At 68.8% G+C, this 25050-nt stretch carries 29 protein-coding genes and 1 other RNA gene; 15 read left to right on the top strand and 15 right to left on the bottom strand.

What is annotated here, in order from left to right; genetic code table 11:
- Positions 1 to 84: 84 nt before the first annotated feature.
- From ASF60_RS19155 to ASF60_RS19140, 4 genes are all read left to right on the top strand, one after another.
- Positions 85 to 843: a GNAT family N-acetyltransferase gene (locus ASF60_RS19155; protein WP_056188781.1), complete on the top strand. Its 759-nt coding sequence runs from the start codon at positions 85 to 87 to the stop codon at positions 841 to 843.
- Between the two features lie 165 nt (positions 844 to 1008).
- Positions 1009 to 1419: a preprotein translocase subunit SecG gene (gene secG, locus ASF60_RS19150; RefSeq protein ID WP_056188778.1), complete on the top strand. Its 411-nt coding sequence runs from the start codon at positions 1009 to 1011 to the stop codon at positions 1417 to 1419.
- A gap of 189 nt (positions 1420 to 1608) precedes the next feature.
- On the top strand, positions 1609 to 3237 hold the full coding sequence (locus ASF60_RS19145) for a CTP synthase (RefSeq protein WP_056188775.1): 1629 nt from the start codon (positions 1609 to 1611) through the stop codon (positions 3235 to 3237).
- Between the two features lie 140 nt (positions 3238 to 3377).
- Positions 3378 to 3680: a hypothetical protein gene (locus tag ASF60_RS19140; RefSeq protein ID WP_056188772.1), complete on the top strand. Its 303-nt coding sequence runs from the start codon at positions 3378 to 3380 to the stop codon at positions 3678 to 3680.
- 44 nt (positions 3681 to 3724) lie between these two features.
- Here the strand turns inward: ASF60_RS19140 and ASF60_RS19135 are convergent, their stop codons facing one another.
- The 3 genes from ASF60_RS19135 to ASF60_RS19125 all read right to left on the bottom strand — a co-directional run bounded on the left by ASF60_RS19135 (position 3725) and on the right by ASF60_RS19125 (position 6071).
- Positions 3725 to 3949: a hypothetical protein gene (locus tag ASF60_RS19135; RefSeq protein WP_056188769.1), complete on the bottom strand. Its 225-nt coding sequence runs from the start codon at positions 3947 to 3949 to the stop codon at positions 3725 to 3727.
- Positions 3950 to 4146: 197 nt separating this feature from the next.
- Positions 4147 to 5061, bottom strand: coding sequence for an alpha/beta hydrolase (locus tag ASF60_RS19130; protein ID WP_082508078.1), 915 nt, complete (start codon positions 5059 to 5061; stop codon positions 4147 to 4149).
- Positions 5058 to 6071, bottom strand: coding sequence for an SDR family oxidoreductase (locus ASF60_RS19125; RefSeq protein ID WP_056188766.1), 1014 nt, complete (start codon positions 6069 to 6071; stop codon positions 5058 to 5060). Before ASF60_RS19125 ends, ASF60_RS19130 begins: the two co-directional genes overlap by 4 nt.
- A 189-nt stretch (positions 6072 to 6260) precedes the next feature.
- Here ASF60_RS19125 and ASF60_RS19120 point away from each other — a divergent pair, with 189 nt between their 5' ends.
- The 3 genes from ASF60_RS19120 to ASF60_RS19110 all read left to right on the top strand — a co-directional run bounded on the left by ASF60_RS19120 (position 6261) and on the right by ASF60_RS19110 (position 9122).
- Positions 6261 to 6713 (top strand): DNA polymerase III subunit chi, encoded by a 453-nt coding sequence (locus ASF60_RS19120; protein ID WP_056188763.1) that lies wholly within the window; start codon positions 6261 to 6263, stop codon positions 6711 to 6713.
- 368 nt (positions 6714 to 7081) lie between these two features.
- Positions 7082 to 8725, top strand: a complete 1644-nt coding sequence (locus tag ASF60_RS19115; RefSeq protein WP_156634302.1) for a S10 family peptidase — start codon at positions 7082 to 7084, stop codon at positions 8723 to 8725.
- A 10-nt stretch (positions 8726 to 8735) separates the two neighbouring features.
- Positions 8736 to 9122: a hypothetical protein gene (locus ASF60_RS19110; protein WP_056188759.1), complete on the top strand. Its 387-nt coding sequence runs from the start codon at positions 8736 to 8738 to the stop codon at positions 9120 to 9122.
- Positions 9123 to 9131: 9 nt separating this feature from the next.
- Here ASF60_RS19110 and ASF60_RS19105 read toward each other — a convergent pair whose 3' ends face one another.
- The 7 genes from ASF60_RS19105 to ASF60_RS19080 form a co-directional block, all read right to left on the bottom strand.
- Positions 9132 to 10145, bottom strand: coding sequence for a peptidoglycan -binding protein (locus ASF60_RS19105; protein WP_056188756.1), 1014 nt, complete (start codon positions 10143 to 10145; stop codon positions 9132 to 9134).
- 1 nt (position 10146) lies between these two features.
- On the bottom strand, positions 10147 to 11142 hold the full coding sequence (locus tag ASF60_RS19100; protein WP_056188753.1) for a MotA/TolQ/ExbB proton channel family protein: 996 nt from the start codon (positions 11140 to 11142) through the stop codon (positions 10147 to 10149).
- 145 nt (positions 11143 to 11287) lie between these two features.
- A complete protein-coding gene (locus tag ASF60_RS19095; protein WP_056188751.1) occupies positions 11288 to 12109 on the bottom strand; it encodes a TIGR00282 family metallophosphoesterase in 822 nt (273 codons plus the stop codon).
- A 9-nt stretch (positions 12110 to 12118) separates the two neighbouring features.
- Positions 12119 to 12727, bottom strand: coding sequence for a 5-formyltetrahydrofolate cyclo-ligase (locus ASF60_RS19090; RefSeq protein WP_056188749.1), 609 nt, complete (start codon positions 12725 to 12727; stop codon positions 12119 to 12121).
- A non-coding RNA gene (gene ssrS, locus ASF60_RS24035) (6S RNA) lies at positions 12717 to 12874 on the bottom strand. The genes ASF60_RS19090 and ssrS overlap by 11 nt, the downstream gene beginning before the upstream one ends.
- Before the next feature lie 81 nt (positions 12875 to 12955).
- Entirely contained in the window at positions 12956 to 13315 is a 360-nt protein-coding gene (locus ASF60_RS19085) for a cell division protein ZapA (protein WP_056188746.1), read from the bottom strand.
- A gap of 36 nt (positions 13316 to 13351) precedes the next feature.
- On the bottom strand, positions 13352 to 13633 hold the full coding sequence (locus tag ASF60_RS19080) for a DUF4164 domain-containing protein (protein WP_082504217.1): 282 nt from the start codon (positions 13631 to 13633) through the stop codon (positions 13352 to 13354).
- A gap of 506 nt (positions 13634 to 14139) precedes the next feature.
- Between ASF60_RS19080 and gap the strand changes: the two genes are divergently transcribed.
- The 8 genes from gap (at position 14140) to ASF60_RS19040 (ending at position 21455) form a co-directional block, all read left to right on the top strand.
- Positions 14140 to 15147, top strand: a complete 1008-nt coding sequence (gene gap, locus ASF60_RS19075; RefSeq protein ID WP_056188743.1) for a type I glyceraldehyde-3-phosphate dehydrogenase — start codon at positions 14140 to 14142, stop codon at positions 15145 to 15147.
- A gap of 84 nt (positions 15148 to 15231) precedes the next feature.
- Complete coding sequence (locus ASF60_RS19070) at positions 15232 to 15684, top strand: hypothetical protein (RefSeq protein ID WP_056188740.1); 453 nt, start codon at positions 15232 to 15234, stop codon at positions 15682 to 15684.
- A gap of 38 nt (positions 15685 to 15722) precedes the next feature.
- Entirely contained in the window at positions 15723 to 16925 is a 1203-nt protein-coding gene (locus ASF60_RS19065) for a phosphoglycerate kinase (RefSeq protein ID WP_056188736.1), read from the top strand.
- 196 nt (positions 16926 to 17121) lie between these two features.
- Complete coding sequence (gene fba / locus ASF60_RS19060) at positions 17122 to 18195, top strand: class II fructose-bisphosphate aldolase (protein WP_056188733.1); 1074 nt, start codon at positions 17122 to 17124, stop codon at positions 18193 to 18195.
- A 20-nt stretch (positions 18196 to 18215) separates the two neighbouring features.
- Positions 18216 to 18896: a thiamine phosphate synthase gene (locus ASF60_RS19055; protein ID WP_056188730.1), complete on the top strand. Its 681-nt coding sequence runs from the start codon at positions 18216 to 18218 to the stop codon at positions 18894 to 18896.
- Positions 18893 to 19918 (top strand): tetratricopeptide repeat protein, encoded by a 1026-nt coding sequence (locus tag ASF60_RS19050; protein ID WP_082508075.1) that lies wholly within the window; start codon positions 18893 to 18895, stop codon positions 19916 to 19918. Before ASF60_RS19055 ends, ASF60_RS19050 begins: the two co-directional genes overlap by 4 nt.
- Positions 19919 to 20066: 148 nt before the next feature.
- A complete protein-coding gene (locus ASF60_RS19045) occupies positions 20067 to 20861 on the top strand; it encodes an inositol monophosphatase family protein (protein ID WP_056188728.1) in 795 nt (264 codons plus the stop codon).
- Positions 20862 to 20909: 48 nt separating this feature from the next.
- A complete protein-coding gene (locus tag ASF60_RS19040; RefSeq protein WP_056188726.1) occupies positions 20910 to 21455 on the top strand; it encodes an adenine phosphoribosyltransferase in 546 nt (181 codons plus the stop codon).
- A 138-nt stretch (positions 21456 to 21593) separates the two neighbouring features.
- Here the strand turns inward: ASF60_RS19040 and purQ are convergent, their stop codons facing one another.
- From purQ to ASF60_RS19015, 5 genes are all read right to left on the bottom strand, one after another.
- Positions 21594 to 22274, bottom strand: coding sequence for a phosphoribosylformylglycinamidine synthase subunit PurQ (purQ, locus tag ASF60_RS19035; protein WP_056188724.1), 681 nt, complete (start codon positions 22272 to 22274; stop codon positions 21594 to 21596).
- Positions 22274 to 22513 carry a phosphoribosylformylglycinamidine synthase subunit PurS gene (gene purS / locus ASF60_RS19030; protein WP_056188721.1) on the bottom strand — a complete coding sequence of 80 codons (240 nt, stop codon included), beginning with the start codon at positions 22511 to 22513 and terminating at the stop codon, positions 22274 to 22276. The genes purQ and purS overlap by 1 nt, the downstream gene beginning before the upstream one ends.
- A gap of 115 nt (positions 22514 to 22628) precedes the next feature.
- A complete protein-coding gene (locus tag ASF60_RS19025; protein ID WP_056188718.1) occupies positions 22629 to 22865 on the bottom strand; it encodes a hypothetical protein in 237 nt (78 codons plus the stop codon).
- A 132-nt stretch (positions 22866 to 22997) separates the two neighbouring features.
- Complete coding sequence (locus ASF60_RS19020) at positions 22998 to 23600, bottom strand: ActR/PrrA/RegA family redox response regulator transcription factor (RefSeq protein ID WP_056188715.1); 603 nt, start codon at positions 23598 to 23600, stop codon at positions 22998 to 23000.
- 54 nt (positions 23601 to 23654) lie between these two features.
- Entirely contained in the window at positions 23655 to 25040 is a 1386-nt protein-coding gene (locus ASF60_RS19015) for an ActS/PrrB/RegB family redox-sensitive histidine kinase (protein ID WP_056188712.1), read from the bottom strand.
- Positions 25041 to 25050: the final 10 nt, after the last annotated feature.

The following is a 25050-nucleotide window of genomic DNA, read 5'->3' as shown; positions in this document are numbered from 1 at the left end:
CGCTCCGGCTCGGGATCGCCTTCACGGCACCGAAAATATGGACGTGTGAACCCGATAGGCCCGGCTCGGCAGGGGAGGGCGGACATGTCCTGGACGTCGGATGCGGATTTGCACTGGTCCGTCGAGGAGGCCTGTGCCAACGCCCGGCCTTCGCCAAACCAGATCGTGTTCGGGGGCTGGCTTCTGCGAGCCTCCGGCGGGCCGACCCGGCGCACCAACGCGCTGAACCCCCTGCGCGGCCGGCGCGACGATCCTGCGGCGGTGATCGCTGCGGCCGACGCGGTCTATCGCGGCCTCGGCCAGCCGCTGATCGTCCGCGTTCCCGATCTCGCCCCCGAGATGGATGCGGCTCTGGACCGCCTGGGCTTCCGGGCCGAAGGCGAGACCGACACGCTGTTCGCCGCCGGCGCGGCGTGCCACGCGCCCGCGCCGGCCGATCTCGTCCTCACGCCCGAACCCGATGCGGCCTGGTTCGCGGCGCAATCCGCCTGCGAAGGTCCCGTCTCCGCCCTCGCCGCGCAGACCTACCGGGCTTCGCTCGCCAGCCTCCTCCTGCCGCGTGTCTTCGCGCGGCGCATGCGGGACGGGCGGCCGGCGGCGGTCGGCTACGGTGCCCTCGATCGTGGCCTGCTGGTGCTCGAATCGGTGGTCACCCATCCGGAGCATCGCCGGGCGGGACACGCGACGGCGCTCGTCGCCGGCCTGATGGCCTGGGCTCGGGCGCGGCAGGCGGAGGGGGCCTGCCTGCAGGTCGTCGCCGACAACGGGCCGGCCCGGGCGCTCTACGAAACCCTCGGATTCTCGCGTCGGTTGTACGGCTACCGCTACCGGCGCCGCGACTGAGCCGGCCGGCCGGGCGCCGGTTGGCGCAGGCAGCCATCTGGTGTATGGCCCCACGACATTGTCGGCGGCGCCAGGACTCTCCGGCCCGTGGCGCGCCCGCGTCCGACCCGATGCCCGCCCGGGCCCCGGGGCCGGCGCGCGCATGATGAAGATTCCGGATTTCCGATGCAGACCGTTCTGATCTCGATCCACCTCATCGTCGTCCTCGGCCTGATCGCCGTGGTCCTGCTCCAGCGCTCCGAGGGCGGTCTGGGGCTGGGTGGCGGCGGCAGCGGCGGTGTCGCCGGCTTCATGACCGGTCGCGGTCAGGCCAATGCGCTCACCCGCGCCACCGCGATCCTCGCCGCCCTGTTCTTCACCACCAGCATGGCCCTGGCGATCCTGTCGCATCGCAGCGCGGCACCGCGCTCGATCCTCGACGGGACCGGCACCAGCCAACCCGCGACCCAGCCGAATGCCGGCAACCTGCTCGACACCCTGCGGAACCAGGGCGGCGCGCAGCCGGGCACTCCGGCGCAGGTGCCCGAGACCGCGCCGGCCCAGCCGGCCGTGCCGCAGGCGCCGCAATCGCGCTGAACGTGTTGAGCCGGGGCGTTCGCCGCACCGGACGATTGTGAAGAGCGCGGCGTCCGAGGCATCGGGCGCCGCACAGCGTTCCACCGCCACGCCGAAACGAGTGTCTCACCGCGCCTGCGACCGCATGGCGGGGGACAAGCGTTTTTGTCGTTTGGCGAATCGTTCTCCCTTGTTTATGGACCGAGGCCCATGACGCGGTACGTATTCATCACCGGCGGCGTGGTTTCCTCGCTCGGCAAGGGCCTCGCATCGGCGGCCCTCGCGGCCCTGCTCCAGGCACGGGGCTACAAGGTCCGCCTGCGCAAGCTCGACCCCTACCTCAACGTCGATCCGGGCACGATGAGCCCGACGCAGCACGGCGAGGTGTTCGTCACCGACGACGGCGCGGAAACCGATCTGGACCTCGGCCATTACGAGCGCTTCACCGGTGTCGCCGCGACCCGGGCCGACAACATCACCACCGGCCGGATCTATCTCGACATCATCACCAAGGAGCGGCGCGGGGATTATCTCGGCGCGACGATCCAGGTGATCCCGCACGTCACGAATGCGATCAAGGACTTCGTCCTCGAGGGCAACGAGGCCTTCGACTTCGTGCTGGTGGAAATCGGCGGCACGGTCGGCGACATCGAGGGCCTGCCGTTCTTCGAGGCGATCCGCCAGCTCGGCCAGGAGCTGCCGCGCGGCGCCACCGCCTTCGTGCATCTCACCCTGCTGCCCTACATCCCGTCCGCCGGCGAGCTGAAGACCAAGCCGACCCAGCACTCGGTCAAGGAGCTGCGCTCCATCGGCATCCAGCCCGACATGCTGCTGTGCCGCTGCGACCGGCCGATCCCGTCGGACGAGCGGCGCAAGCTCGGCCTGTTCTGCAACGTGCGCGAGACGGCCGTGATCGAGGCCCGCGACGTCGATTCGATCTATGACGTGCCGCTGTCCTATCGCGAAGCCGGCCTCGACCGCGAGGTACTGTCCCATTTCGGCCTGCCGTCGCAGGACGAGCCGGACCTGTCGCGCTGGCGCACCATCTCCGAGCGGGTGAAGAACCCCGAGGGCGAGGTCTCCATCGCCATCGTGGGCAAGTACACCGGCCTCAAGGACGCCTACAAGTCGCTGACGGAGGCGCTGACCCATGGCGGCATCGCCAACCGGGTCAAGGTCAACCTCGAGTGGATCGAGGCCGAGGTCTTCGAGCGCGAGGACCCGGCACCGTTCCTCGAAGGCATCCACGGCATCCTGGTGCCCGGCGGCTTCGGCCAGCGCGGGGCCGAGGGCAAGATCCGCGCGGCCCGCTACGCCCGCGAGCGCAAGATTCCGTATTTCGGCATCTGCTTCGGCATGCAGATGGCGGTGATCGAGGCGGCCCGCTCGCTGGCCGGCGTCACAGGAGCGAACTCCACGGAATTCGGTGAGACCGCCGAGCCGGTGGTCGGCCTCCTGACCGAGTGGCTGAAGGGCAACGAGCTGGAGCGGCGCGCGGCGGCCGGGGATCTCGGCGGCACCATGCGGCTCGGCGCCTATCAGGCGAGCCTGCGGCCGGACACCAAGATCGCCGAGATCTACGGCACCACCGACATCTCCGAGCGCCATCGCCATCGCTACGAGGTCAACATGGCCTATCGCGAGTGCCTGGAGGCCAAGGGCCTGCGCTTCTCCGGCCTCTCGCCGGATGGCCTCCTGCCGGAGACCGTCGAGCATGTCGGCCACCCGTGGTTCATCGGCGTGCAGTTCCACCCGGAACTGAAGTCCCGCCCCTTCGAGCCGCACCCGCTGTTCGAGAGCTTCGTCGGCGCCGCCATGGTGCAGAGCCGGCTGGTCTGAGGCAGCCCGAGGCCCGGCCGACGGGCTCGGCGGCGACCCCGAGACCCGGCGGCGCGGAACATCCGCTGCGGCTCTGCCATTGACAGCGGCCCGAGGCGTTTATCCGCCTCCTCGGGAAGTCCCCGCACCGGAGCCGCCGCATGCCGCCGACCTTCACCGCCGAATTCGAGACCCGTCGCGACGCCGAGATGAGCGTGGAGCATCTCGTCCAGGAGCATGGGCTCGACCGGAAGGCGATCATCGTCGTTTCTGCGGGCGACCAGAACAGCGCCGGGGTCGAGCAGGCCGGCGCAGACCTGGAGGACGGCCGCAACAAGACCGAGACCGAGGGCGAGCCCGCCCTGACCGGTGCGATCCAGGTTCGCGTCGAGGCCGACGATACCCAGCGCGGCGTCATCGACGAATCGTTCTCGACCTTCGGCGGCAAGATCCGCCAGGTTTGATCGGACGCTTGCGTCTGACCGGAGCCCCCGGTCGGGGGGCGCCCTCAGGCGGCGAGCTTGACCTCGACCGGGGCCACGGACGCCCGCGGTCCGAACAGGTGCTGATGCAGGGCGTTCGGGCAATGCGCCCGACCGGCCGCATCCGTGATGACGACCTCGGTCATCCCCGCCACCATCAGCGACCAGCCCTGCTCGACGGCGCCCAGGATCGAGCTGTGACGAAAGCTGAAGCGGCGCTCGGATACGCGCGCGCTGACGGTGAAGTTCACGGGGGATATCCTCATGTGATCGCGGCGCGGACCGATCTGGGGCACGCGCGCGGAAGAACGGATGAACGGATGAAAGGGCAGGGGAGGCGTCGGCGATCCGCAGGCCGGGTGCGGCTGCGAACAGATCGTGTGTGCCCTGCAATAGTGGCTCTTGATTGACGAAGCCTGAGGAGAATCCGGCGGCCGGCGATTTCTTTTCAGACCTTTTCGTGGCCCTGTCCGACGATGGCCCGCGTGGCCGCCAGCACGGCCTCCGGGTGCTGGTGGTGCAGCATGTGCCCGGTGCGCGCGAGCCCGCTGAAATGGGCGCCCGGAATGCGGTGGGACGCCCAGAGCCCGTGGCGCGGCGTGCTGACCACGATATCCGAATCACCCCCGAGGATTCGCACCGGCACCCGGCAGGTGTGATAGGCGAGGGCGCTCCGGATCAGGCCCGCCAGGAGGCCGGCCGCGTCCTCGCCCTCCGCCACCAGCTGCTCCGCGTTTCCCGCGAGCCCGAACGGATAGGCTTCGGCATAGGCCTGCGGCATCGTCCCGGGCAGGAACATGGCGTTCCACAGCAGCGGCAGCAGGGCCGGATCGGACGAGCGTCCGAGTAACCCCGACAGCCAGTTGCCGCCCGGCACCGCCCGGGGGCCGAACAGCAGGTGTTCGAGGCGGGGTTCGGGGAAGCAGATCGGCGCCAGCGCCACAACGCCCGCGATCGTATCGGGGAATTGCAGCCCGTACGCGAGGGCGACGGCGGCGCCGAACGAGTGCCCGACGATCACCGGCCGCTCCAGGCCGAGGGCCGCGATCCCGTCCCGGATCAGGGCGGCCTGTCGCCAGGAATGGGCATCGGCCGGTCCGCTGCGCCGGCTGAAGCCGTGTCCCGGCCGATCGACGGCGATCACCCGGAACTGCCCGGCCAGCATCGGCACCGGGCCGAGCCACATGTCCTCCAGCGACATCAGCGTCCCGTGGATGACGACCACCGGCGATCCCGCGCCGGTCTCCGCATAGGCGAGCGTCCGGCCGCCCCCGAGATCGAGGGTGGAGCGCGGCACCAGGCGCGCGGCAACGGTGGGCGACAGCACCCCGATGGGGCTGGCGATCGGCTCGGGCTCGCTCACAACGGGCGCCGGCGCCGACGGCTCTGGCTGGCGACGAGGGCGGTCGCGGCGAGGCCGAGGCCAATGCGGATGGCCGTCGCGGCGGGATGCAGCGAGGCTCGGGTGTAGGTGCTGGTGCGCCGGACATAGCCCGGCTGGTCGCCATGGGCCTCGCCGTCCTGGCCCGGATTGTGGAGCGCCCCTTTCGGATCGCGCGGCGTCTCGCTGCGCTTCTGAAAGGCGATGATCGCCGGGGCCAGCAGGTCGTAGGCGCCGGGCGAGAATTCCTTGAGGCTGGTCAGGGCCTTGCCGCCGCCGCCGACCACGATGTCCCGCTCGGGGTGTACGGCGGCATGCAGGATCGCGTGCGCCACCTCCTCCGGCCGGTAGACCGGCGGCGGCAGCATCGGCTCGTGGTCCATGTAGTTGCGAGCGCGGTGCGGCAGCGGCGTATCGATCGAAGTCGGCTTGATCAGCGTCACCGAGATCGGCGCGCCCTCGTGGACCAACTCCATGCGCAAGGCGTCGGTGAAGCCTTTGATGGCATGCTTGCTGGCGCAGTACATGCCCTGGAACGGGAAGGCGAGATCGCTGGCGACGCTGCCGATGTTGATGAGACTTCCGCCGCGCTCGCGCAGGTGCTCCACCGCGATCAGCGAACCGTAGACAGTGCCCCACAGGTTGGTCTGGAGCAGGCGCTCGTGGTCGGCATCGGTGACCTTGCCGAGCGGTCCGTAGATGGTCAGGCCGGCGACGTTGACCCAGGTGTCGAAGCCGCCGAACGCCGCGATCGCCCGGTCGGCGATGGCCTGCACGTCGGCGCGCTTGCCGACATCGGCCGCGACGGCGATAGCGTGGCCGCCCTGGCTCTCGATCTCCTGCGCGATGCGTTCCAGGGTGTCCCCGCTCCGGGCCGCCAGCACCACCCGCGCGCCGGCCTGCGCCGCCATCCGGGCCGTCGCGAGACCGATTCCGCTCGATGCGCCCGTGATGACGATGACTTGGTCGCGCAGCTTCTTGCGATGGTGCATGGTGGTGGCTCCCCGGGTGGTCGGTTCGGATCGCCCGAACGCCTGTTGGTACGGTTACTCACCGAACGCCCGAGGGTTCTGTCGTGGAAGGGCCTGCGCGGTTTTCACGCGCGCGTTTTCCGGGGCTCGCCCGGGTGGGGCGGGACGGACCGGCTGGCAAAGGCGCCCGATAGGACTACCTTGCAGCCTGTGACCGAGATCCTGTTCTACCATCTGCAGCACCAGCCCCTCGAGGCCGTCCTGCCGAACCTGCTGGAGCGCTCCCTGGAGCGCCAGTGGCGCGCGACGATCCAGGCCGCCAGCGAGGAGCGCCTTCAGGCCCTCGACGACCAGCTCTGGACCTATAGCGACGACAGTTTCCTGCCGCACGGGACCGATCGCGATGCCGATGCGGCGAGCCAGCCGGTGGTGCTGACCCTGAAGGACACCAACCCCAACGCGGCCTCGATCCGCTTCCTGGTGGAGGGGGCCGACCTGCCGCCGGATGCCGCCGGTTACGCCCGCATCTGCGTCCTGTTCGACGGGACCGACCAGGAGGCCCTCCTGCGCGCGCGCGCGCAGTGGAAGCAGGCCAAGGCAGCCGGTCACACCATTGCCTACTGGCAGCAGGACGAGGACGGCCGCTGGCAGAAGAAAGCGTGATCCGCTGTTCGGCCAATCGGCCTGGAGGATCTGACCCGGCGGCGCTCCCGCTTTCGGATCGCTTTCGTCCTCACGCAATACAGCGCAACACCGCCCCTCTTCCCAGCGAATCTCGGGTTCGTGGAGAGGTCTTGGTAGTGCCGCCACCCGTTGTCATCCCGGGGCCGCGCAGCGGAACCCGGGAACCAGAAACCCCAATCTTGCGGAGTCTTGCACGGTCAGCGGCCCTGGACTGCACGCCTCCGGCGCGCGCCTTCGGGTCCGGGTGCGCCTGCGCCGTCTCTTCCCCTGCGCCGTCTCTGAGTCGCTGGGTCGGGGCCGGTCTGACCCCGCCGCCGCATCGCGACCCGTCGCCGAGAGGATCCCCCATGAGACGACACGCCAAGAGACGACACGCCCTGAGAGGTTGCGCCATCGGCCTCGCGTCCCTGATGCTTGCCGCGCCGTCGCTCCAAGCCCAGCCAGCCCCGCAAGCCCAGCCCGCCCCGCAAGCCCAAGCGGCGGAAAAGGCGCAGGCGAGCGACAAGCCCGCAGAGGCGCGCAAAAGCGCGGACAAAGGCGCCGAGACGCGTGGCATCCCCGGCGGCAAGCTGCCAGCCGATGCCGTGACCGAGCACAGCGTCACCTTGCCGGGTGGCCGCGTCCTCGCCTTCACGGCCCGGGCCGGCAGCCTGCCGCTGGTGGACGAGGCGGGGAAGCTTCAGGCCGAGATCGCCTACATCGCCTACACGCTGAAGGGTCAGGACGGGGCGGCCAACCCGGGCGAGGGGGGGCGCCCCGTCACCTTCGCGCTGAACGGCGGGCCGGGTGCCGCCTCGGCCTACCTCAATATCGGGGCGATCGGCCCCTGGCGCCTGCCGGTGGAGGGCGCCAGCATCAGCCCCTCGGCACCCATCGGCCTCGTGCCGAACGACGGCACCTGGCTCGATTTCACCGACCTCGTCTTCATCGATCCCATCGGCACCGGCTACAGCCGCGCCGCCGACGGCGATGCCAAGCGCTACTGGAGCATCGACGCCGATGCCTCGGTGCTGTCCTCCGCCATCGCCCGGTGGCTGCGCACCAACGACCGCATGGCCGCGCCGAAGTTCTTCGTCGGCGAGAGCTACGGCGGATTTCGCGGCCCCCTGATCGCGTCGAAGCTCCAGGAGGAGATCGGGGTGGGCCTGTCCGGCATGGTGCTGCTCTCGCCCGTGCTCGATTTCGCCTGGCTGCAGGCGCCGCGCACCACGCCGTGGGGCCACGTCATCAAGCTGCCGTCCTTCGCCGCCGCCGCCATCGAGCGGGCGGGCGGCACGCCGACGCGCCAGACCATGGCCGACGCGGAAGCCTACGCCACCGGCCCCTATCTCGCTGACCTGCTCAAGGGTCCGTCCGACAGCGCCGCAGTCGCGCGGCTCGGCGACCGGGTCGGTGCCCTGGCGGGTCTCGACCCGGCCTTCGTCCGCCGGCAGGCCGGGCGCCTGTCGGGACAGAGCGTCCAGCGCGAGATCGGCCGCGACACCGGTCGGGTCGCGAGCGCCTACGACACCGGCGTGACCGGCTGGGACCCGGACCCGAGCGCGGCCTATTCAGGCTTCGAAGACCCACTGCTCACCGGGCTCCAGGCGCCGCTGACCAGCGCCATGCTGGCGCTCTACACCGAGAAACTGAACTACCGGGTGCCGGACCTGCGCTACGAGCTGCTCAACAGCGCGGTGAACCGGGGCTGGACCTGGGGCGGCGGCCGCTCGGCACCCGAGGCGCTCGGTGCCCTGCGCGGCGTGCTCGCCCTCGACGGCAACCTCCGGGTGCTGGTCGCCCATGGCTACACCGATCTGGTCACGCCGTACTTCGCCTCGAAGCTGCTGATCGACCAGATGCCGGCCTTCGGCGGCGGACGCCTCGATCTCGCCGTGTACCCCGGCGGGCACATGTTCTATTCCCGTCCCGATTCGCGCGCCGCCTTCCACACGGATGCGGCGGCTCTCTTCGCGGCCGCGCTCAAGGCGCGCAACGCCGCGCAGCGCTGAGGACCTGTCCGTGCCTGCTTCCTTCCGCCCGCGTCTGCTCGCTTCCATCGGTGTGATCGCGCTCGGCCTCTCGGCCTGCACCAGCACCGAGGAGGCCCGCGCGCCGGCGCCCGCTCCTGCGCCTGTCCCGGTGGCCAAGCCTGTCCCGGTGCCGACCTTCTCGGGTCCGGTCCTGACCCAGGAGGGGACCTGCACCGCCCCGGCCCCCGTGGGCGCGAGCGCCGTCGAGATCGGCATCGGCGAATGCGATTTGGTACGCCTGAAGGGCAAGCCGCCCACCGACGTCCTGGTCGGCGAGGGGCGTTCGGGACGCGAGGTGCAGGTGCTCTACAACGAGCCGGGCGCGAAGGAGCTGTACTTCTTCGTCAACAACCGTCTCGACCGGATCGTGAAGTGAGGCGCCGCCTCACCGCTCGGTGAGCTTCATCTCGATCCGGCGGTTGCGCGCATAGGCCTCCTCGGTCGTTCCGGCCTCGATCGGCTGGAACTCGCCGAAGGCGGCGGCGAGCAGGTGCTGGGGCGGGATGCCCTTGGCCACCATGGCCTGCACCACCGCGATGGCGCGGGCCGCCGAGAGCGCCCAGTTCGAGGGGAACTGCGACGACGCGATCGGCCGCGCATCGGTGTGGCCGTCGATGCGCAGCACCCAGGGAATGTCGGCCGGGATCTGCTTCGACAGATCGAGGATGGCTCCGGCGATCCGGTCGAGTTCCGGGCTCGCCTCGGGCTTCAGGCTGGCGGAGCCGGCGGGGAACAGCACCTCGGATTGCAGCACGAAGCGGTCGCCGACGATGCGGATGTCCGGGCGGTTGCCGAGAATCTGGCGCAGGCGCCCGAAGAAGTCGGACCGGTAGCGCGCCAGTTCCTGGACCTTCTGCGCCAGCGCGACGTTCAGGCGGCTGCCGAGATCGGCGATGCGGGCCTGGCTCTCGCGGTCGCGATTCTCGGAGGCCGCCAGCGCATCCTCCAGCGCCGCGAGCTGCCGGCGCATCGCCGCGATCTGCTCGTTCAGAAGATCGATCTGCGACGCGGCCCGGGCCGTGTTGGCGCGCTCGGCCGCCAGCTGCCTGTCGACCTCGCCCTGGCGCCCGGCGGAGCCCTGCGCCGCCTCGGCCTCGGCCTTCAGGCGATCCCGGTCGGCCTGCGCGCCCATAAGGGTGCTGCGCAGCGACGAGGCCTGCTCCTCCTGGCTCTTGCGGGTCGAGCGCTCCAGCGCCAGCAGGTCGGTGAGATCGGCGATCTGGCGATTGAGCCGGGTCAGTACCGAATCACGGCCGCTGATCTCCTGCGACAGGAAGAACTGCCCGACGACGAAGATCGTCAGCAGGAAGACCACCGCCAGCAGCAGCGTCGCCAGGGCATCGACGTAGCCCGGCCAGACGTTGAGGCTCCGGTCGCGGCGGACGCGGGTCGAGGCCATCTCAGTTCCGCTCGCGGGCCAGGCGCTCCAGCACCTGCTTCAACTCGCGCTCGCGATTCGCCTGGGCCTCGACCCAGTCGCGAATCATCTGCTGCTCGGCGCGCATGTGCTGGACCAGCCCCTGGATGCCCTCGGCCAGATTGGTCATCGCCTGCGTCGCCACCCGGCCGTTCGCACCCTCCGCGACCACCGCGGTCAGCCGGTCGACGGCATCCTTGAGCTCCCGGGCACTGGCGGGGTCCTGGACCGGAAGCGGCGCGGCCTGTGGCTTCGCGAAGGCCGCGACCTCGACGCGACCCTGCGGTATATCGCCGGACAGCAGCCAGTCCTCCAGCTCGTTGTGGAAGCGGGCATGGGCCTGCCCGGCCTGCAGGTCGAGGAAGCCGATGATCAGCGAGCTCGCCAGGCCGAAGAGCGAGGCCGAGAAGGCGAGACCGATGCCGGAGAGCGGTACCGCGAGCCCGTTCTTCAGCTCGTCGAACATCGCCGCGGCCTCGCCGCCGCCCCGCATGGTCCGGATCACGGCGCCGACCGCGCTCAAGGTGTCGATCAGGCCCCAGAACGTGCCCAGCAGGCCGAGCAGGATCAGGAGGCCCGAGACGTAGCGCAGGATCTCGCGTCCCTCGTCGAGGCGCGCTGCCGCCGTATCGAGGAAGGCGCGGGATGTCGGCAGCGTGACGCCGTCGTGCCGGGCCGCGATTGCGGGGGCCAGCGGCGCCATCAGCGGCGGCGCCCGGCTCGGGCTCTCGCCGGCCGCGACCGCGTTGACGTAGGCGGTCTCGCGGTAGAGCCGGATCACCTGTCCGAAGGCCAGCAGCACCGCGATCAGCAGGACGCCGAGGATCAGCCCGTTCAGGCCCGGATTGGCCAGAAAAGCCGGCGTGATCTGCCGGAACAACACGAAGGCGAGGAAGCCGACGAGGATCAGGAAGACCAGCATCCGAACGAGGTAGATGCCGGGCTTGGCGATCGTCGCGGGTGCGGTGGGGGTCGCCATCGTTTCGGGCACACTCTTCGACGCGGAACTGGCAGCCCGCGCGCGGCGGACCTCGGGACGAACCCGGCGGCACATTGCAGGGTGGTTCGGCCCCGATCAAGTCGCGGGAGGCGTGATCCCGTGGAAGCGCACGGCGTTGCGGCCCCTAATCCCAGTCGCGCGGCCAGGTCTCTTCCAGGTGCGGACCGAGCCGGACGGCCGCGACGCTCCTGGCTAGGCCGGTGGCATCGTCGGTCTCCACCGCGATCCCGCACAGGGTTCCCTTGCCCTGAGCGGCCTCGAGGCGGGCGCCGGGCGTCTTTTGAAGGAAGCGGCGCAGCGGCTCGTCCTTCTGCATGCCGAGGATCGAATCGTAATCGCCGCACATGCCCGCATCCGAGAGGTAGGCCGTGCCGCCGGGCAGGATGCGGTGGTCGGAGGTCGGCGTGTGGGTGTGGGTACCGACCACGAGGCTGGCCCGCCCATCGAGGAAGTACCCGAAGGCCTGCTTCTCGCTGGTGGCCTCCGCATGCACGTCGACGATGATCGCGTCCGCGACGGCACCGAGCGGACAGGCGGACAATTCCCGTTCCGCCGAGGCGAAGGGATCGTCGAGGGCATCCATGTAGATGCGTCCCATCACGTTCAGGACCAGGACGCGTGCCCCCTTCCGGGTCTCGACGACGGTGGCCCCACGCCCCGGTGTCCCCGCCGGATAGTTCGCGGGCCGGACCAGCCGCGTCTGGCGCTGGATGAATACCAGGGCTTCGCGCTGATCGAAGGAGTGATTGCCGAGCGTCACCGCATCGGCACCCGCCTGGAGAAGTTCATCGCAGATGGCTTCGGTGAGCCCGAATCCGCCAGCCGCGTTCTCGCCGTTGATCACCACGCAATCGAGGCGCCAGCGCTCGCGCAATCCGGGCAAGCGGTCCGTGATGACGGTCCGGCCGGGGCGGCCGACCACGTCCCCGAGGAAGAGAATGCGCATCGCGAAGGGTCAGGTCCGTATCAGCGGGACGGCGCCCGCTTCGGTCACGAGATGATCCAGGGGCTGGTCATGCGGCTCGGCGGGGACCTCGTCCACCGCCTGAACCGAGAAGGCGATTCCGATCGTGAGCACAGGGCCGTTGCGCGACAGGCGCTCGATGGCCTGATCGTAGTAGCCGCGACCGTAGCCGACGCGATGGCCGCGCCGGTCATAAGCCGCCAACGGAACGATCAGGGCAGTGGGATCGAGCGGGGGCAGATCGTCGTGCGGTTCGCTGAGGCCGAACCGTCCGGCCACCAGGGCTTCGCCCTCGCGCCACTCCCGGAACACCAGTCCGGCGGGCGTGACCTTGGGCAGAGCGATCCGTTGACCGCGGGCGAACAGCAGGCGGGCGAGGGGACGCGGGTCGACCTCGCTGCGGATCGGCCAGAACGCTCCGACGATTGCGGCCTCAGCGAGGGACGGAATGCCCATGACGACGCCGGCGATCCGCTCGGAACCGATCCTTCGGTCCTCGGACGGCATGGCGTCGCGTCGGGCCAGGGCCGCGTTACGCAGAGCCGCTTTCCGGGCGGAGATCGCGATGTCGGGGGGGGAAGAGTCTGAGTGCGGAGCCACGTGAGCCGTTGGAGTGTCGATCCCGGGAAACCTACAGTGTAGGTGGGCGCCGTGTTGGCCAAGTCCAGGGACAGGGCCAGGGACAGCTCCCTTGGGAGTCGATAAGGCCCCGGGGAAAAGTTCTCCTGACGGACCCGGCAGCCCCGCATCCCCCATGTAGCGTCGGCAGGGGAATGGCGCCAGGGGGGGTGCGGTCGCGGTCCGTCGAAATACCGGCGGATCGGGGTCTCAGCCGGCGGAAACCAGGTGTGCCAGGCGTTCGATCCGGTCCGCGCATCGTTCGAGGCCCGCAGCCACCTGCGCCTCCTCATCGGCTCGAACCGCATCGGCGGATTCCACTCGGGCTCGCAGAGCGGCCGTCTCCTGTTCCAGGGCGGCGAGGCGCCCTTGCGCCTCCTGCAGTTCGTCGGCCTGCATCAGCGCGGCCATGACGTGCAGCCGCATGTCGCCGATCTCGCCGAAGGCCCGTCGCATCTCGGTGATGCGGGCGTCGAGGCCCTGCGCCAGCGCGGTCAGGTGCGCCTCCTCACCATCGGCGCAGGCCATCCGGTAGTTCTTGTCGTCGATGGTGACGTTGATCTGGGGCATCGGGCTTCGGAGTGATCGACCGTGACGCGTCAGGAGTTAGCGGCTGGCGCGCGAGGGCGCCAGCACACCCTCGACCGCATCGATCGCCTGGCCGAGCCGATGCTCAACATTCGCCGAGGTCGCCTCGACTTCGGCCAACCGGGCGCTCGCGGCGTCGAGTTCGGCTGCGAGCCGCGCTCTGTCCTCCCCCATGATCGCCAATTCGGTTTCCAGGTCGCTGGGATCGCGCTCCGCCTCGAAGCGCTGGGTCACCGCACCTTCCAGCCGTGTCAACACGGATTCGAGGCGTTGCAGCGCGTGGTCGATAGCCTGGCTCACGGACGGTCGCTCTTCATGGTCCACATCTTTCTCGCGGGTGCCGATCCGCTGTTTCCGCGGGGTGTGGAGCCGCAGATCCACTGACGGAGGGCTGTCGGAGGACCGGGTTCTGCATTCGCACAGCCACAGCGTACCCGCATGCAGTCGTCGATCCAGCCCTCCGAGTACGCCATGTGACCTTTGCCAGGATTTGTCACCATGTTAGAGACCGGCCGCTCGCAGACCGGTTATACGGCATCCCGAGACACTTACAGGCAGCTTGTCAGGAGATCCGGCGATAGCCCGGGTGATCCGAGGAGCCGCCTGATCAGGGTCCCGCCGCACGCTTCCTCCGGTCTTCGGCCGCACATGACGGCCTGCATCGGCGCGACAATTCATCTGTCGTTCAACCGGGGCGGGCTGAGAGCGGACGACAGATCGAGGCCTGCCCGTCGGGCGCGCCGCGACGATCAACATGCTGAAGGGTGCCGCGAAGCCGGCGCCCGAATTTGGGAAGGACTCACGCCGTGTCGGTGAAGGTTGCCATCAACGGGTTCGGACGCATCGGCCGCAACGTCCTGCGCGCCATCCATGAGGCCGGCCGCCAGGACATCGAGGTGGTGGCGATCAACGATCTCGGTCCGGTCGAGACCAACGCCCACCTGCTGCGCTTCGATTCGATCCATGGCCGGTTCAACGCCAAGGTCGAGGTCGATGGTGACTGCATCGTCGTCGATGGCAAGCGCATCCGGGTCACGGCCGTGCGCAACCCGGCCGAACTGCCGCACCGCGAACTCGGCGTCGATATCGCCCTCGAGTGCACCGGCATCTTCACCTCGAAGGACAAGGCCAAGGCCCACCTCGACGCCGGTGCGAAGCGCGTCATCGTCTCGGCCCCCGCCGATGGCGCCGACCTGACGGTGGTGTACGGCGTCAATCACGACCAGCTGACCGCCGACCACCACGTCATCTCCAACGCGTCCTGCACCACCAACTGCCTCGTACCGGTGGCCAAGGTGCTGAACGATCTCGTCGGGATCGAGCGCGGTTTCATGACGACGATCCACTCCTACACCAACGACCAGCCCTCGCTGGATCAGATGCACAAGGACCTCTACCGGGCCCGTGCCGCCGCGCTCTCGATGATCCCGACCTCCACGGGGGCTGCCAAGGCCGTCGGCCTGGTGCTGCCGGAGTTGAAGGGCAAGCTCGACGGGACCTCGATCCGCGTGCCGACCCCGAACGTCTCGGCCGTCGACCTCGTGTTCACGGCCAAGCGCCAGACCACGGTCGAAGAGATCAACAACGCGATCCGGGCCGCTGCCGATGGTCCGCTGAAGGGCGTGCTCGCCTATACCGATCAGCCCAACGTCTCGATCGACTTCAACCACGATCCCCACTCGTCGACCTTCCACCTCGACCAGACCAAGGTCATGGACGGCACCTTCGTGCGCATCCTGTCCTGGTACGACAACGAGTGGGGCTTCTCGAACCGCATGGCCGACACGGCTGTGGCCATGGGCAAGCTGCTCTGAGCCACGCCATCGTGTGCCGGATCGCCCGTTACGGACGATCCGGCGCAGTTCCAGGCAAGCGCGCTACAGGCTGGTGTTCCTGACATGACAGAGACTTCCCCTACCGGACGCGACTTCATCCCAGGTAACCCAGCGTCGCCGCCCTCGACGGCGGCGACCGGCCCGGGCGCGACCCCGCCCGTGGTGGTCGGCAAGGCGGAACCCCTGCCGGCCCAGAACGGCGCGCCCGGCGGCGACCAACTTGCCCGGATCGAGGACAAGTGTGCCCGAATCGAGGACAAGTACGCCCGCTCCGAGGCCCTGCTCTCGCGGGTCGAGGAGAAGGTCGAGGGCGCAGCCGGCCGCATGAACGAGGCAGCCCGGCAGAGCGATCTCTCGGCCCTGCGTAGCGAAGTGCGCGCCATCGCCGACCGCACGCGCGGCCTGCCCGGCTCCGGCGCCTTGGTGTTGACTGCCGTGATCACCGCAGTGCTCACGGTGGCGCTCACCATCGCGGCGCAGCGCTTCCACCTCGACGCTCTGCTGCCCCCGCGCTGACCGCGTCCCGCTCCGATCCTTCCAACGCTCAGGCCCCGATGACCGCTTTCCGCACCCTCGACGATGCCGGCCCGCTTCAGGGCAAGCGCGTGCTCCTGCGCGTGGACCTGAACGTGCCGATGGAGGCCGGGCGGGTCACCGATGCTACCCGCATCGAGCGGATCGTACCCACCATCGAGGACATCGCCGGCAAGGGCGGTCGTGTGGTGTTGCTGGCGCATTTCGGGCGCCCGAAGGGTAAGCCGGTGGCCTCCGAATCCCTGAAGCCGGTGGTGGAGACCCTGAGTCGAAAGCTTGGTCGCCCCGTCGCCTTCGCCGAGGATTGCGTCGGTCCAGTTGCCGCCGAGGCGGTCTCTCGCCTGAAGGACGGCGAGGTCGTGCTGCTCGAGAACACCCGGTTTCATGCCGGTGAAGAGAAGAACGACCGGGCCTTCACCGAGCAGCTAGCCGCCAACGGCGATCTCTATGTGAACGAGGCGTTCTCGGCCGCGCATCGTGCCCATGCCTCCACCGAAGGTCTGGCCCATCTGCTGCCCGCTTATGCCGGTCGCCTCATGCAGGCGGAGCTCGAAGCGCTGACCAAGGGCCTGGAAGCGCCGACCCGCCCGGTGATCGCGCTGGTCGGCGGAGCCAAGGTCTCCTCCAAGATCGATCTGTTGCAGAACCTCGTCGCCAAGGTCGACATGCTGGTCATCGGCGGCGGCATGGCCAACACCTTCCTGCACGCGCAGGGCAAATCCGTCGGCAAGTCCCTGTGCGAGAAGGACCTCGCCGATACCGCCCTGCGCATCATCGAGGCGGCGAAGGCGGCCCAGTGCCGGATCATCCTGCCCGTCGATGCCGTCTCGGCCTCCGAGTTCAAGGCGAATGCCGCTCATGAGACCGTGCCGGTGGATGCCGTGCCGGAGAGCGGCATGATCCTGGATGCCGGTCCGGCCTCCGTCGCCGAGATCAACGCGGCCATCGACGCGGCCGCGACTTTGGTCTGGAACGGGCCGCTCGGTGCCTTCGAGTTGACGCCCTTCGACGCTGCGACGGTCGCAGCCGCCCGGCACGCGGCCGAGCGCACGAAGGCCGGGAAGCTCGTTTCCGTGGCGGGTGGCGGCGATACGGTCGCGGCCCTCAACCACGCGGGTGTGGGCGAGACCTTCTCCTACGTTTCCACCGCCGGCGGCGCCTTCCTCGAATGGCTGGAGGGCAAGGCCCTTCCGGGCGTCGAGGCCCTTCGCGCGAAGGCCTGAGCGAACGGGGCGCGGCAGACCGGGCGCGGGTGGACGAGGCTCCCAGATGCAGGGCTGCCTCCCCGGATTGCTGTCCCGCGAGAGTTGCAACGGATCGCCAAAGGTCCGAAAAGACGAACCAAATTCGAATGACCGTGCGCTTCGGCGCAATAATCGACGGATCGCCTCGGCGGCGATCGTATCTGAGGAGAAATCCATGGCCCGCATCACCCTGAGGCAGCTCCTGGACCATGCCGCCGAGCACGAATACGGTGTGCCGGCGTTCAACCTGAACAACATGGAGCAGGGGCTCGCCATCATGGCGGCGGCGGATGCCACGGATTCGCCCGTCATCCTCCAGGCGAGCAAAGGCGCGCGCGCCTATGCCAACGACATCGTGTTGGCCAAGCTGATCGACGGTCTGGTTGAGATCTATCCTCACATTCCCGTCTGCATGCATCTTGACCACGGCAGCGACGAAGCGACCTGCGCCACGGCGATCCAGTACGGCTTCACCTCGGTGATGATGGACGGGTCGCTGAAGGCCGACGGCAAGACTCCGGCGGATTACAACTACAACGTCGAGATCACCCGCAACGTCACCAAGATGGCCCACTGGGCCGGCGTCTCGGTGGAAGGTGAGCTCGGCGTGCTCGGCTCGCTCGAGAGCGGGCAGGGTGAGGCCGAGGACGGCCACGGCGCAGAAGGCGTGCTCAGCCACGACCAGCTCCTGACCGATCCGGACGAGGCGGTGAAGTTCGTCGAAGCCACCAAGGTCGACGCCCTCGCGGTGGCGATGGGCACCTCGCACGGGGCCTACAAGTTCACTCGGAAGCCCGATGGCGACGTGCTGGCCATGAACGTGATCGAGGAGATCCATCGCCGGCTGCCGACGACCCACCTCGTGATGCATGGCTCCTCGTCGGTGCCGCAGGACCTGCAGGACATCATCAACCAGTACGGCGGCGAGATGAAGCCGACCTGGGGCGTGCCGGTCGAGGAGATCCAGCGCGGGATCAAGCACGGCGTGCGCAAGATCAACATCGACACCGACAACCGCATGGCGATGACGGGCCAGATCCGGAAGATCCTGGCCGAGAACAAGGCGGAGTTCGACCCGCGCAAGTACCTGAAGCCCGCCATGGAGGCGATGACGAAGCTGTGCCGCCAGCGCTTCGAGGAATTCGGCACCGCCGGACAGGGCTCGAAAATCCGTCCGGTCTCCGTGGCGACCATGGCCAAGCGCTACGCCAACGGCTCCCTCGATCCGAAGATCGGGGCGGCGGGCTGAGGCCCGCGAAAGGACCCTCGATGTCGGAACCCCGCACCCGCCTCGCCCTGCTCAGCCCGCACCGGGTCGAGGCCGGTGACGCCGACGCGCTCGCCGCCGCGATCACGGCGGCCTGCGCGGCCGGCGATGTCGCGGCCGTCCTGCTGCGACTCGCCCCCGCCGACGAGCGCAGCCTCGTCAATCTGGTGAAGCGTCTGGCGCCCGTGGCGCAGGAAGCCGGGGCCGCCGTGGTGGTGGCCTGCACGGGCTTTGCCGGCGATCTCGTCAGCGTCTCGGCGCGCGGCGGGGCGGACGGCGTGCATCTCGACAAGGCGCGGGACGGCGATTTGCGCGACCTGCGCGAGCGCCTCGCCGATGGACGCATCCTCGGCGCGGGCGGCCACGAACAGAAGCACGCCGCGATGGAGGCCGGTGAGGCCGGCGTCGACTACGTGATGTTCGGCGGTCTCTACGCCGATGGAATCGCACCCGAAGCCGCGACGGTCATCGAGCGTGCGAGCTGGTGGACCGAGATCTTCGAGACGCCCTGCATCGCCGTCGCGCATACGCAGGACGAGATCGGCCCCATTCTCGAGACCGGAGCCGAATTTCTCGGTCTCGAGAGCGCGCTCTGGATCGGCGACCAGGCCGACGTGACCGCGATCCAGGCCGCGGTCGGTCAGGCGCGGATCGCAGCGGCAGCGCGGGACGCCGCCTCGTGAGGCTGGCGCTCGGCTTCCTGGCCCTGGCGCTCTGCGGCTCCGAGGTCCGCGCCGCGTCCTCACTCTCGCCCGAAGCGGCCAAGCCCGCGACGCGCGAGATTTTCACGGCGCCCCTCAAGGAATTGCCGACGCCCTACTCGCCGAACGCCGCTCGGGTGGTGCCGTTCACGTCCAAGCCGAGCGACAAGCCGGTGGATACCGCCTTCGGCGCCTACCAGCGCGGGCAGTACACCACGGCCTTCCGCGAGGCGACGAAGCGGATCGCCGCCGACCCCAAGGACGCGGCGGCGATGACGCTCTTGGGCGAACTCTACAACCAGGGGCTTGGCCTGAAGCAGGACCCCGTAAAGGCGGCCGAGTGGTATCGCCTCGCAGCGGCGCAGGGCGATGTCCACGCCATGGCCTCCCTCGGCCTGATGTCGATCGATGGGCGCGGCGGTGCCAAGGATCTGAAGGCCGGGCGGCAGTGGCTCGAGAAGGCCGCCGACAAGGGTGACACCACGGCGGCCTATAACCTCGCCCTGATCCTTCTGGGGACCGGTACGGAACCCGATCAGGCCCGGGCTGCCACCCTGTTCCGCAAGGCCGCCGAGGGCGAGATCGGCGCGGCCCAGCATGATCTCGGCGTTCTCTACCTCCAGGGCCGCGGTGTCCCGAAAGACCCGACCCAGGCAGCCGAGTGGTTCCGCCGGGCCGCCGATAACGGCGATCTCGCCGGTGAGGTCGAGTTCGCCATCCTGCTCTTCAACGGCATCGGTCTGCCCAAGGACGAGGGTCGGGCCGCACGCTACTTCCAGCACGCGGCGGCGCGGGGCAACGCCATCGCGCAGAACCGGATTTCCCGGCTGTTCGTGGTTGGGCGCGGCGTCCAGAAGAATCTGGTCGAAGCGGCGGCCTGGAACCTCGCGGCCTCCGCGCAGGGACTCTCGGACCCCTGGCTCGACGACAACCTGAAGACGCTGGATGCGGCCGAGCGCAGCCGGGCGGAAGCCCTCGCCGCCGAGCGCGCCAGGGTGAACTAGCTTCACCCGGAGGACGGCCCCGCCAAGACCGGGGGGTGAGTCCGCGCGCAAACGTGCTATGGCCGCGCGAAATCTCCCGGACTGCAGGGTCTTCGTACCCACGGTCCGGGCATCGACGTTCTTTGAACCGACTTGGACCTGCAGATCGATGATCAGCTCACCCCTCATGACCGTGATGGTCGACGCCGTCCGCAAGGCGGCCCGTGGCCTCAAGCGCGACTATGGCGAGATCGAGAACCTTCAGGTCTCGCGCAAGGGCCCGGGAAACTTCGTGTCGGCGGCCGACCGCAAGGCCGAGGAAGTCCTGAAGGATGCGCTGATGAAGGCGCGCCCCGGCTACGGACTGATCCTGGAGGAGACCGGCAACATTGAGGGGGCCGACAAGAGCCACACCTGGCACGTCGATCCGCTCGACGGCACCACCAACTTCCTGCACGGCATTCCGCATTTCGCGATTTCGGTGGGCCTGGAGCGCGAGGGCCAGATCGTGGCCGGCGTGATCTATGATCCGGCCAAGGACGAGCTGTTCGTGGCGGAGCGCGGCAAGGGGGCCTACCTGAACAATCGGCGCCTGCGCGTCTCCGGGCGGATCGACATGGCTGACGCCCTGGTGGCCTACGGCTCGCCCTATCTGGGCCGGGGGGATCACCCGAAGCTCCTGCGCGAGGTCGCGGCCGTGATGGCGGTGACCGGCGGCGCCCGCCGCTTCGGTTCAGCGGCCCTCGACATGGCCTACGTCGCATGTGGCCGGTCCGATCTGTACTGGGAACGCGATCTGCAAACCTGGGACTTCGCAGCCGGGATCATCCTGGTGCGCGAGGCCGGCGGGTTCGTCACCAGCGCGGATGGCGGCGCCGAGCCGCTGGCCGCCCGCTCCGTCGCCTGCGGCAATGAAACCCTGCATGGCGAACTCGTGAAGCTCCTGCGACGTGCCAACGCCTGAGGGCACCGTCCCGTCGCGCTTCCCACTCCCTCGACAAAGGCCGCCCGCATGGAACCCCGCCGCCATATCGCGTTGAAGGATTCGATCCGCTCGATCCCGGACTATCCGAAGCCCGGGATCGTGTTCCGGGACATTACCACGCTGCTGAGCGATCCGCGGGCCTTCCGGCGCGCGGTTGATGCGCTCGTCCATCCCTTCGCCGGCGGCCGGATCGATCAGGTGGCCGGGATCGAGGCCCGGGGCTTCATCCTTGGCGGGGCCGTGGCGCACCAGCTGTCATCCGGCTTCGTGCCGATCCGCAAGAAGGGCAAGCTCCCGCACACCACCGTGTCGATCGCCTACGCGCTCGAATACGGGACCGACGAGATGGAAATCCACGTCGACGCCATCAAGCCGGGCGATCGGGTGTTGCTGGTGGACGATCTCATCGCCACGGGCGGCACGGCCTGCGCTGCGGTGAATCTGCTGCGCCTGATCGGGGCCGAGGTGGTGGCGGCCTGCTTCGTCATCGACCTGCCGGATATCGGCGGCGCGCAGAAGCTGCGCGATCTCGACGTTCCGGTGCGAACCCTGATGGAATTCGACGGGCACTGAAACGCCCGTGTTTCGACCTCTCGTCGAGGGCGTGATTTCTCTGAAGCGAGCGGGAGCGCCGTCGCTCTTGAATCGAAACCGAGAGACCGCCCGATATCCTGGACGGTCGCTCTCGGCAGGGGTGCAGAATGGCGCGGGCTAAGCCGTCAGGCTGGTGAAGAGCCCTCGCCCGTCGGTTCCACCCACGAGACCTTCCACGAAGTTCTCCGGATGCGGCATCAGCCCGAGCACGTTGAGCTGCTCGGAATAGATGCCCGCGATCGAATTCAGCGAACCGTTGCGGTTGGCATCCACCGTCAGGTTTCCGGCGGCGTCGCTGTAGCGGAAGGCGACCCGGCCCTCACCCTCGAGGCGGGCGATCGTGTCCGGGTCGGCAAAGTAGTTCCCCTCGCCGTGGGCGACGCAGACGTCGATGACCTGGTCCTTGGTATAGGCCGAGGTGAAGCGGGTATCGGCGCGCTCGATCCGCAGAAGCTGGCGGTGGCAGATGAAGCGCCGGTCGACGTTGCGCATCAGGACGCCCGGCAGAAGGCCCGATTCGCACAGGATCTGGAAGCCGTTGCAGATGCCGAGCACGAGGCCGCCGCGGGCCGCATGGGCGCGGACCGCATCCATCGCGGCCGCGCGGCCCGCAATGGCGCCGCAGCGCAGATAATCGCCATAGGAGAAGCCCCCCGGCAGCACCGCCAGATCGGTTCCAGCCGGCAGCTCCGTGTCGGCGTGCCAGACCTTGACGACGTCGGCGCCGGCCTGGGTGAGGGCCCGGGACACGTCCGCATCGCGGTTGGAACCCGGGAAGACGATGATGGCGGCGCGCATCAGGCGATCTCGATGGCGTAGTTCTCGACGACGGTGTTGGCGAGCAGCTTTTCGCAAGCGCTCTTCAGCGTCGCCTCGGCTGCCGCACGGTCGTCACCCGCGATCTCGACGTCGAAGACCTTGCCCTGGCGCACGCTATCGATACCGGCGAGACCGAACGAGGTCAGCGCCGCCTCGATCGCCTTGCCCTGCGGGTCCAGCACGCCGGTCTTCAGGGTGACGATGATGCGTGCTTTCATGGGGTCGAACTCATCTCGTGTCGGGGCACCCTGCCGATAATCGGGAAATGCCGGACAGGCAACGCGAAACGGCCCCGGAGGGGCCGTTCAGGGTCGTCGAAGCGAACGGATCGGTTCAGCGCGTCGCCGATTTGCGATCCCGAAGGGGCTCGATGGTGGTGGCGCGGCGCCAGAGCTGCAGCATCACCCAGGCGGCGAACAGGCTGAACACCGCCATCAGGACATGCCCCACGGTCTCGCCGAGATCGAACATACCGGCCAGGGCCCAGCCCGCCGCGATGGCGACCGCGAACACTTCCGTGCCGACGAGCACCATCATGCTGAGAATGGTGATGAGGTTGCGCGTGTTCAAAGCTGTCAGTCCCGTTGCGGGCGTCACGCCGAGAGACTCGGCGCTCCCATCAGAAAGGGCGACGTAGCGCGAACCGGGCTGGTCGCGCAACGTCGCCCCTGTTGACCCTTCGGGTCTTACGAGCAGCGATGTTCAGCGCGGCGCGCGCTTGGCCAGGATGCGTTGAAGCGTACGACGATGCATGTTGAGCCGGCGTGCCGTTTCGGAAACGTTCCGTCCGCAGAGTTCGTATACTCGCTGGATGTGCTCCCACCGCACCCGGTCGGCCGACATCGGGTTCTCGGGCGGATCGGCCCGTTCCCCAGGCTGTGCCATCAGCGTTCCATGGATTTCGTCGGCATCGGCGGGCTTCGCGAGGTAGTCGAACGCACCGAGCTTCACCGCGGTCACCGCGGTTGCGATATTGCCGTAGCCGGTGAGAATGACGCCGCGCGCTTCGGGGCGACGCTCCTTCAGGCGAGCGATCACGTCGAGCCCGTTGCCGTCGCCCAGGCGCATGTCGATCACCGCGAAGGCCGGCGGGCGAACGTCGACGAAAGACACGCCTTCGGCAACGCTCTCGGCCACCTGGACTTCGTAGCCGCGCATCTCCATGGCGCGGGCGAGGCGCGTGGAAAAGGGCTTGTCGTCATCGACGATCAACAGCGTGCGGTCCGTAAAGGCCGCCAAGGGATCGTTGTCGGCAAGCTGCGCGATATCGGCACTCGGCGCCGTTGTTCCGGTATGCGTCAGCATCCGACGCTCCTCCGTCTGTCCTGAACCAATTGCGATCGGGTTTTCATCTGACGTTTATATAGGTGTCGCACCGGTTTCGGTTAGGGGTTGCCCACGATTCAATTGCGCATGATGCAGCGCGATGGCGTCCCGCTCGAAGATGTGGCGTGCCCAGCTGATGCGGACGACTGCGCCAGTCGCCTCGTGTTGCGAGACGTTCGACAACGTCAACTGCGCGCCCGAGCGTTCGATCAGTGTCTTGGCGATGAAAAGTCCGAGGCCGAGCCCCGCACCCGTACTGTCCGGGCTGTGCGACCGATCCGGGCTGCGGGTGGTCACGTAAGGCTCGCCCGCCCGCAGCAGAACCTCACTGGAGAAGCCCGGTCCGTCATCGCGGATCTCGAGCCAGACCCGTTCGAGGGTCCAACGCGCCTCGATGATCACCCGCGATGTGGCGAAGTCGACCGCGTTGTCGACGATGTTGGCGAGTCCGAACATCACGCCGGGGTTGCGTCGGCAGGCCGGCTCCGGGCCTTCGCCCTGATTCGAGACGTCGAGAATGATCCCCATGGCGCGCTGAGGCTCCACGAGCTCTTCGACGAGGTGGCTTAGGCTCACCGTCTGCAGAATACCGGTCTCGTCGCTGTCGAGGGACGTCAGCTTGGAGAGGATGCCGCGGCAGCGATCGACCTGATCGCGCAGCAACGCCAGATCCTCGCGGACCGCCGGGCTGGCGGTCGTGGCCAATTGGCGCGTCAGCTCCTTGGTCACCACCATGATGGTCCCCAGGGGCGTTCCCAGTTCGTGGGCCGCCGCCGCCGCCAAGCCGTCGAGCTGCGACAGGTGCTGCTCGCGCGCCAGGACCAATTCGGTGGCGGCGAGTGCCTGGGCGAGCTGGCGCGTCTCCTCCGCCACCTTCCAGGCATAGACGCCCGTGAAGGCGGTTCCGAGCAGGATCGCGGTCCAGATGCCCGAAATGTAGAGGAACGGCAGTTCGAGCCGGCCGTCGGCGAACCAGGGCAGGGGGCGGTGGACCAGCGCCAGCAGGGTGGCGAGGCCGATGGCGAGCAGGCCGAGCGCCAGCGTCCGCTCCGGTGGCAGCGCCGTCGCCGAGATCAGGACGGGAGCGAGGAACAGAAGCGAGAAGGGGTTCTGCAGCCCGCCGGTGAGGAACAGCAGGGCGGCGAGCTGAACGATGTCGAAGGCCAGGAGCAGGGCCGCCGAATCGTCGCTGAGGCGATAGCTCGCCGGAAACCGGATGCGGAGCGCGAGATTGAGCCAGGACGAGGTGGCGATGACCAGGAAGCACCAGCCGAACGGAAGCGGCAGGCCGAGGCCGAACTGCGCTCCGACCACCGCCGCACTCTGCCCGGTAATGGCGAGCCATCGCAGCCGGACGAAAGTATCGAGACGCAGATGCCTGGCGTCACGGACGAAGCCGTTGGTGCTCATGTCGATCATGTCAGAAGAA

The organism is Methylobacterium sp. Leaf113, from assembly GCF_001423325.1.
GTDB lineage: Bacteria > Pseudomonadota > Alphaproteobacteria > Rhizobiales > Beijerinckiaceae > Methylobacterium.
Note: the sequence above shows the minus strand (reverse complement) of the source record. Positions and strands in the feature narration are given on the sequence as shown.

Coding starts and splice junctions, on each gene's coding strand:
- ASF60_RS19155 (WP_056188781.1), top strand. CDS start 85: ATGTCCTGGACGTCGGATGCGGATTTGCACTGGTCCGTCGAGGAGGCC.
- secG (WP_056188778.1), top strand. CDS start 1,009: ATGCAGACCGTTCTGATCTCGATCCACCTCATCGTCGTCCTCGGCCTG.
- ASF60_RS19145 (WP_056188775.1), top strand. CDS start 1,609: ATGACGCGGTACGTATTCATCACCGGCGGCGTGGTTTCCTCGCTCGGC.
- ASF60_RS19140 (WP_056188772.1), top strand. CDS start 3,378: ATGCCGCCGACCTTCACCGCCGAATTCGAGACCCGTCGCGACGCCGAG.
- ASF60_RS19125 (WP_056188766.1), bottom strand. CDS start 6,071: ATGCACCATCGCAAGAAGCTGCGCGACCAAGTCATCGTCATCACGGGC.
- ASF60_RS19115 (WP_156634302.1), top strand. CDS start 7,082: ATGAGACGACACGCCAAGAGACGACACGCCCTGAGAGGTTGCGCCATC.
- ASF60_RS19105 (WP_056188756.1), bottom strand. CDS start 10,145: ATGGCCTCGACCCGCGTCCGCCGCGACCGGAGCCTCAACGTCTGGCCG.
- ASF60_RS19100 (WP_056188753.1), bottom strand. CDS start 11,142: ATGGCGACCCCCACCGCACCCGCGACGATCGCCAAGCCCGGCATCTAC.
- ASF60_RS19095 (WP_056188751.1), bottom strand. CDS start 12,109: ATGCGCATTCTCTTCCTCGGGGACGTGGTCGGCCGCCCCGGCCGGACC.
- ASF60_RS19085 (WP_056188746.1), bottom strand. CDS start 13,315: ATGCCCCAGATCAACGTCACCATCGACGACAAGAACTACCGGATGGCC.
- ASF60_RS19070 (WP_056188740.1), top strand. CDS start 15,232: ATGACAGAGACTTCCCCTACCGGACGCGACTTCATCCCAGGTAACCCA.
- ASF60_RS19065 (WP_056188736.1), top strand. CDS start 15,723: ATGACCGCTTTCCGCACCCTCGACGATGCCGGCCCGCTTCAGGGCAAG.
- fba (WP_056188733.1), top strand. CDS start 17,122: ATGGCCCGCATCACCCTGAGGCAGCTCCTGGACCATGCCGCCGAGCAC.
- ASF60_RS19055 (WP_056188730.1), top strand. CDS start 18,216: ATGTCGGAACCCCGCACCCGCCTCGCCCTGCTCAGCCCGCACCGGGTC.
- ASF60_RS19045 (WP_056188728.1), top strand. CDS start 20,067: ATGATCAGCTCACCCCTCATGACCGTGATGGTCGACGCCGTCCGCAAG.
- ASF60_RS19040 (WP_056188726.1), top strand. CDS start 20,910: ATGGAACCCCGCCGCCATATCGCGTTGAAGGATTCGATCCGCTCGATC.
- purQ (WP_056188724.1), bottom strand. CDS start 22,274: ATGCGCGCCGCCATCATCGTCTTCCCGGGTTCCAACCGCGATGCGGAC.
- purS (WP_056188721.1), bottom strand. CDS start 22,513: ATGAAAGCACGCATCATCGTCACCCTGAAGACCGGCGTGCTGGACCCG.
- ASF60_RS19020 (WP_056188715.1), bottom strand. CDS start 23,600: ATGCTGACGCATACCGGAACAACGGCGCCGAGTGCCGATATCGCGCAG.
- ASF60_RS19015 (WP_056188712.1), bottom strand. CDS start 25,040: ATGATCGACATGAGCACCAACGGCTTCGTCCGTGACGCCAGGCATCTG.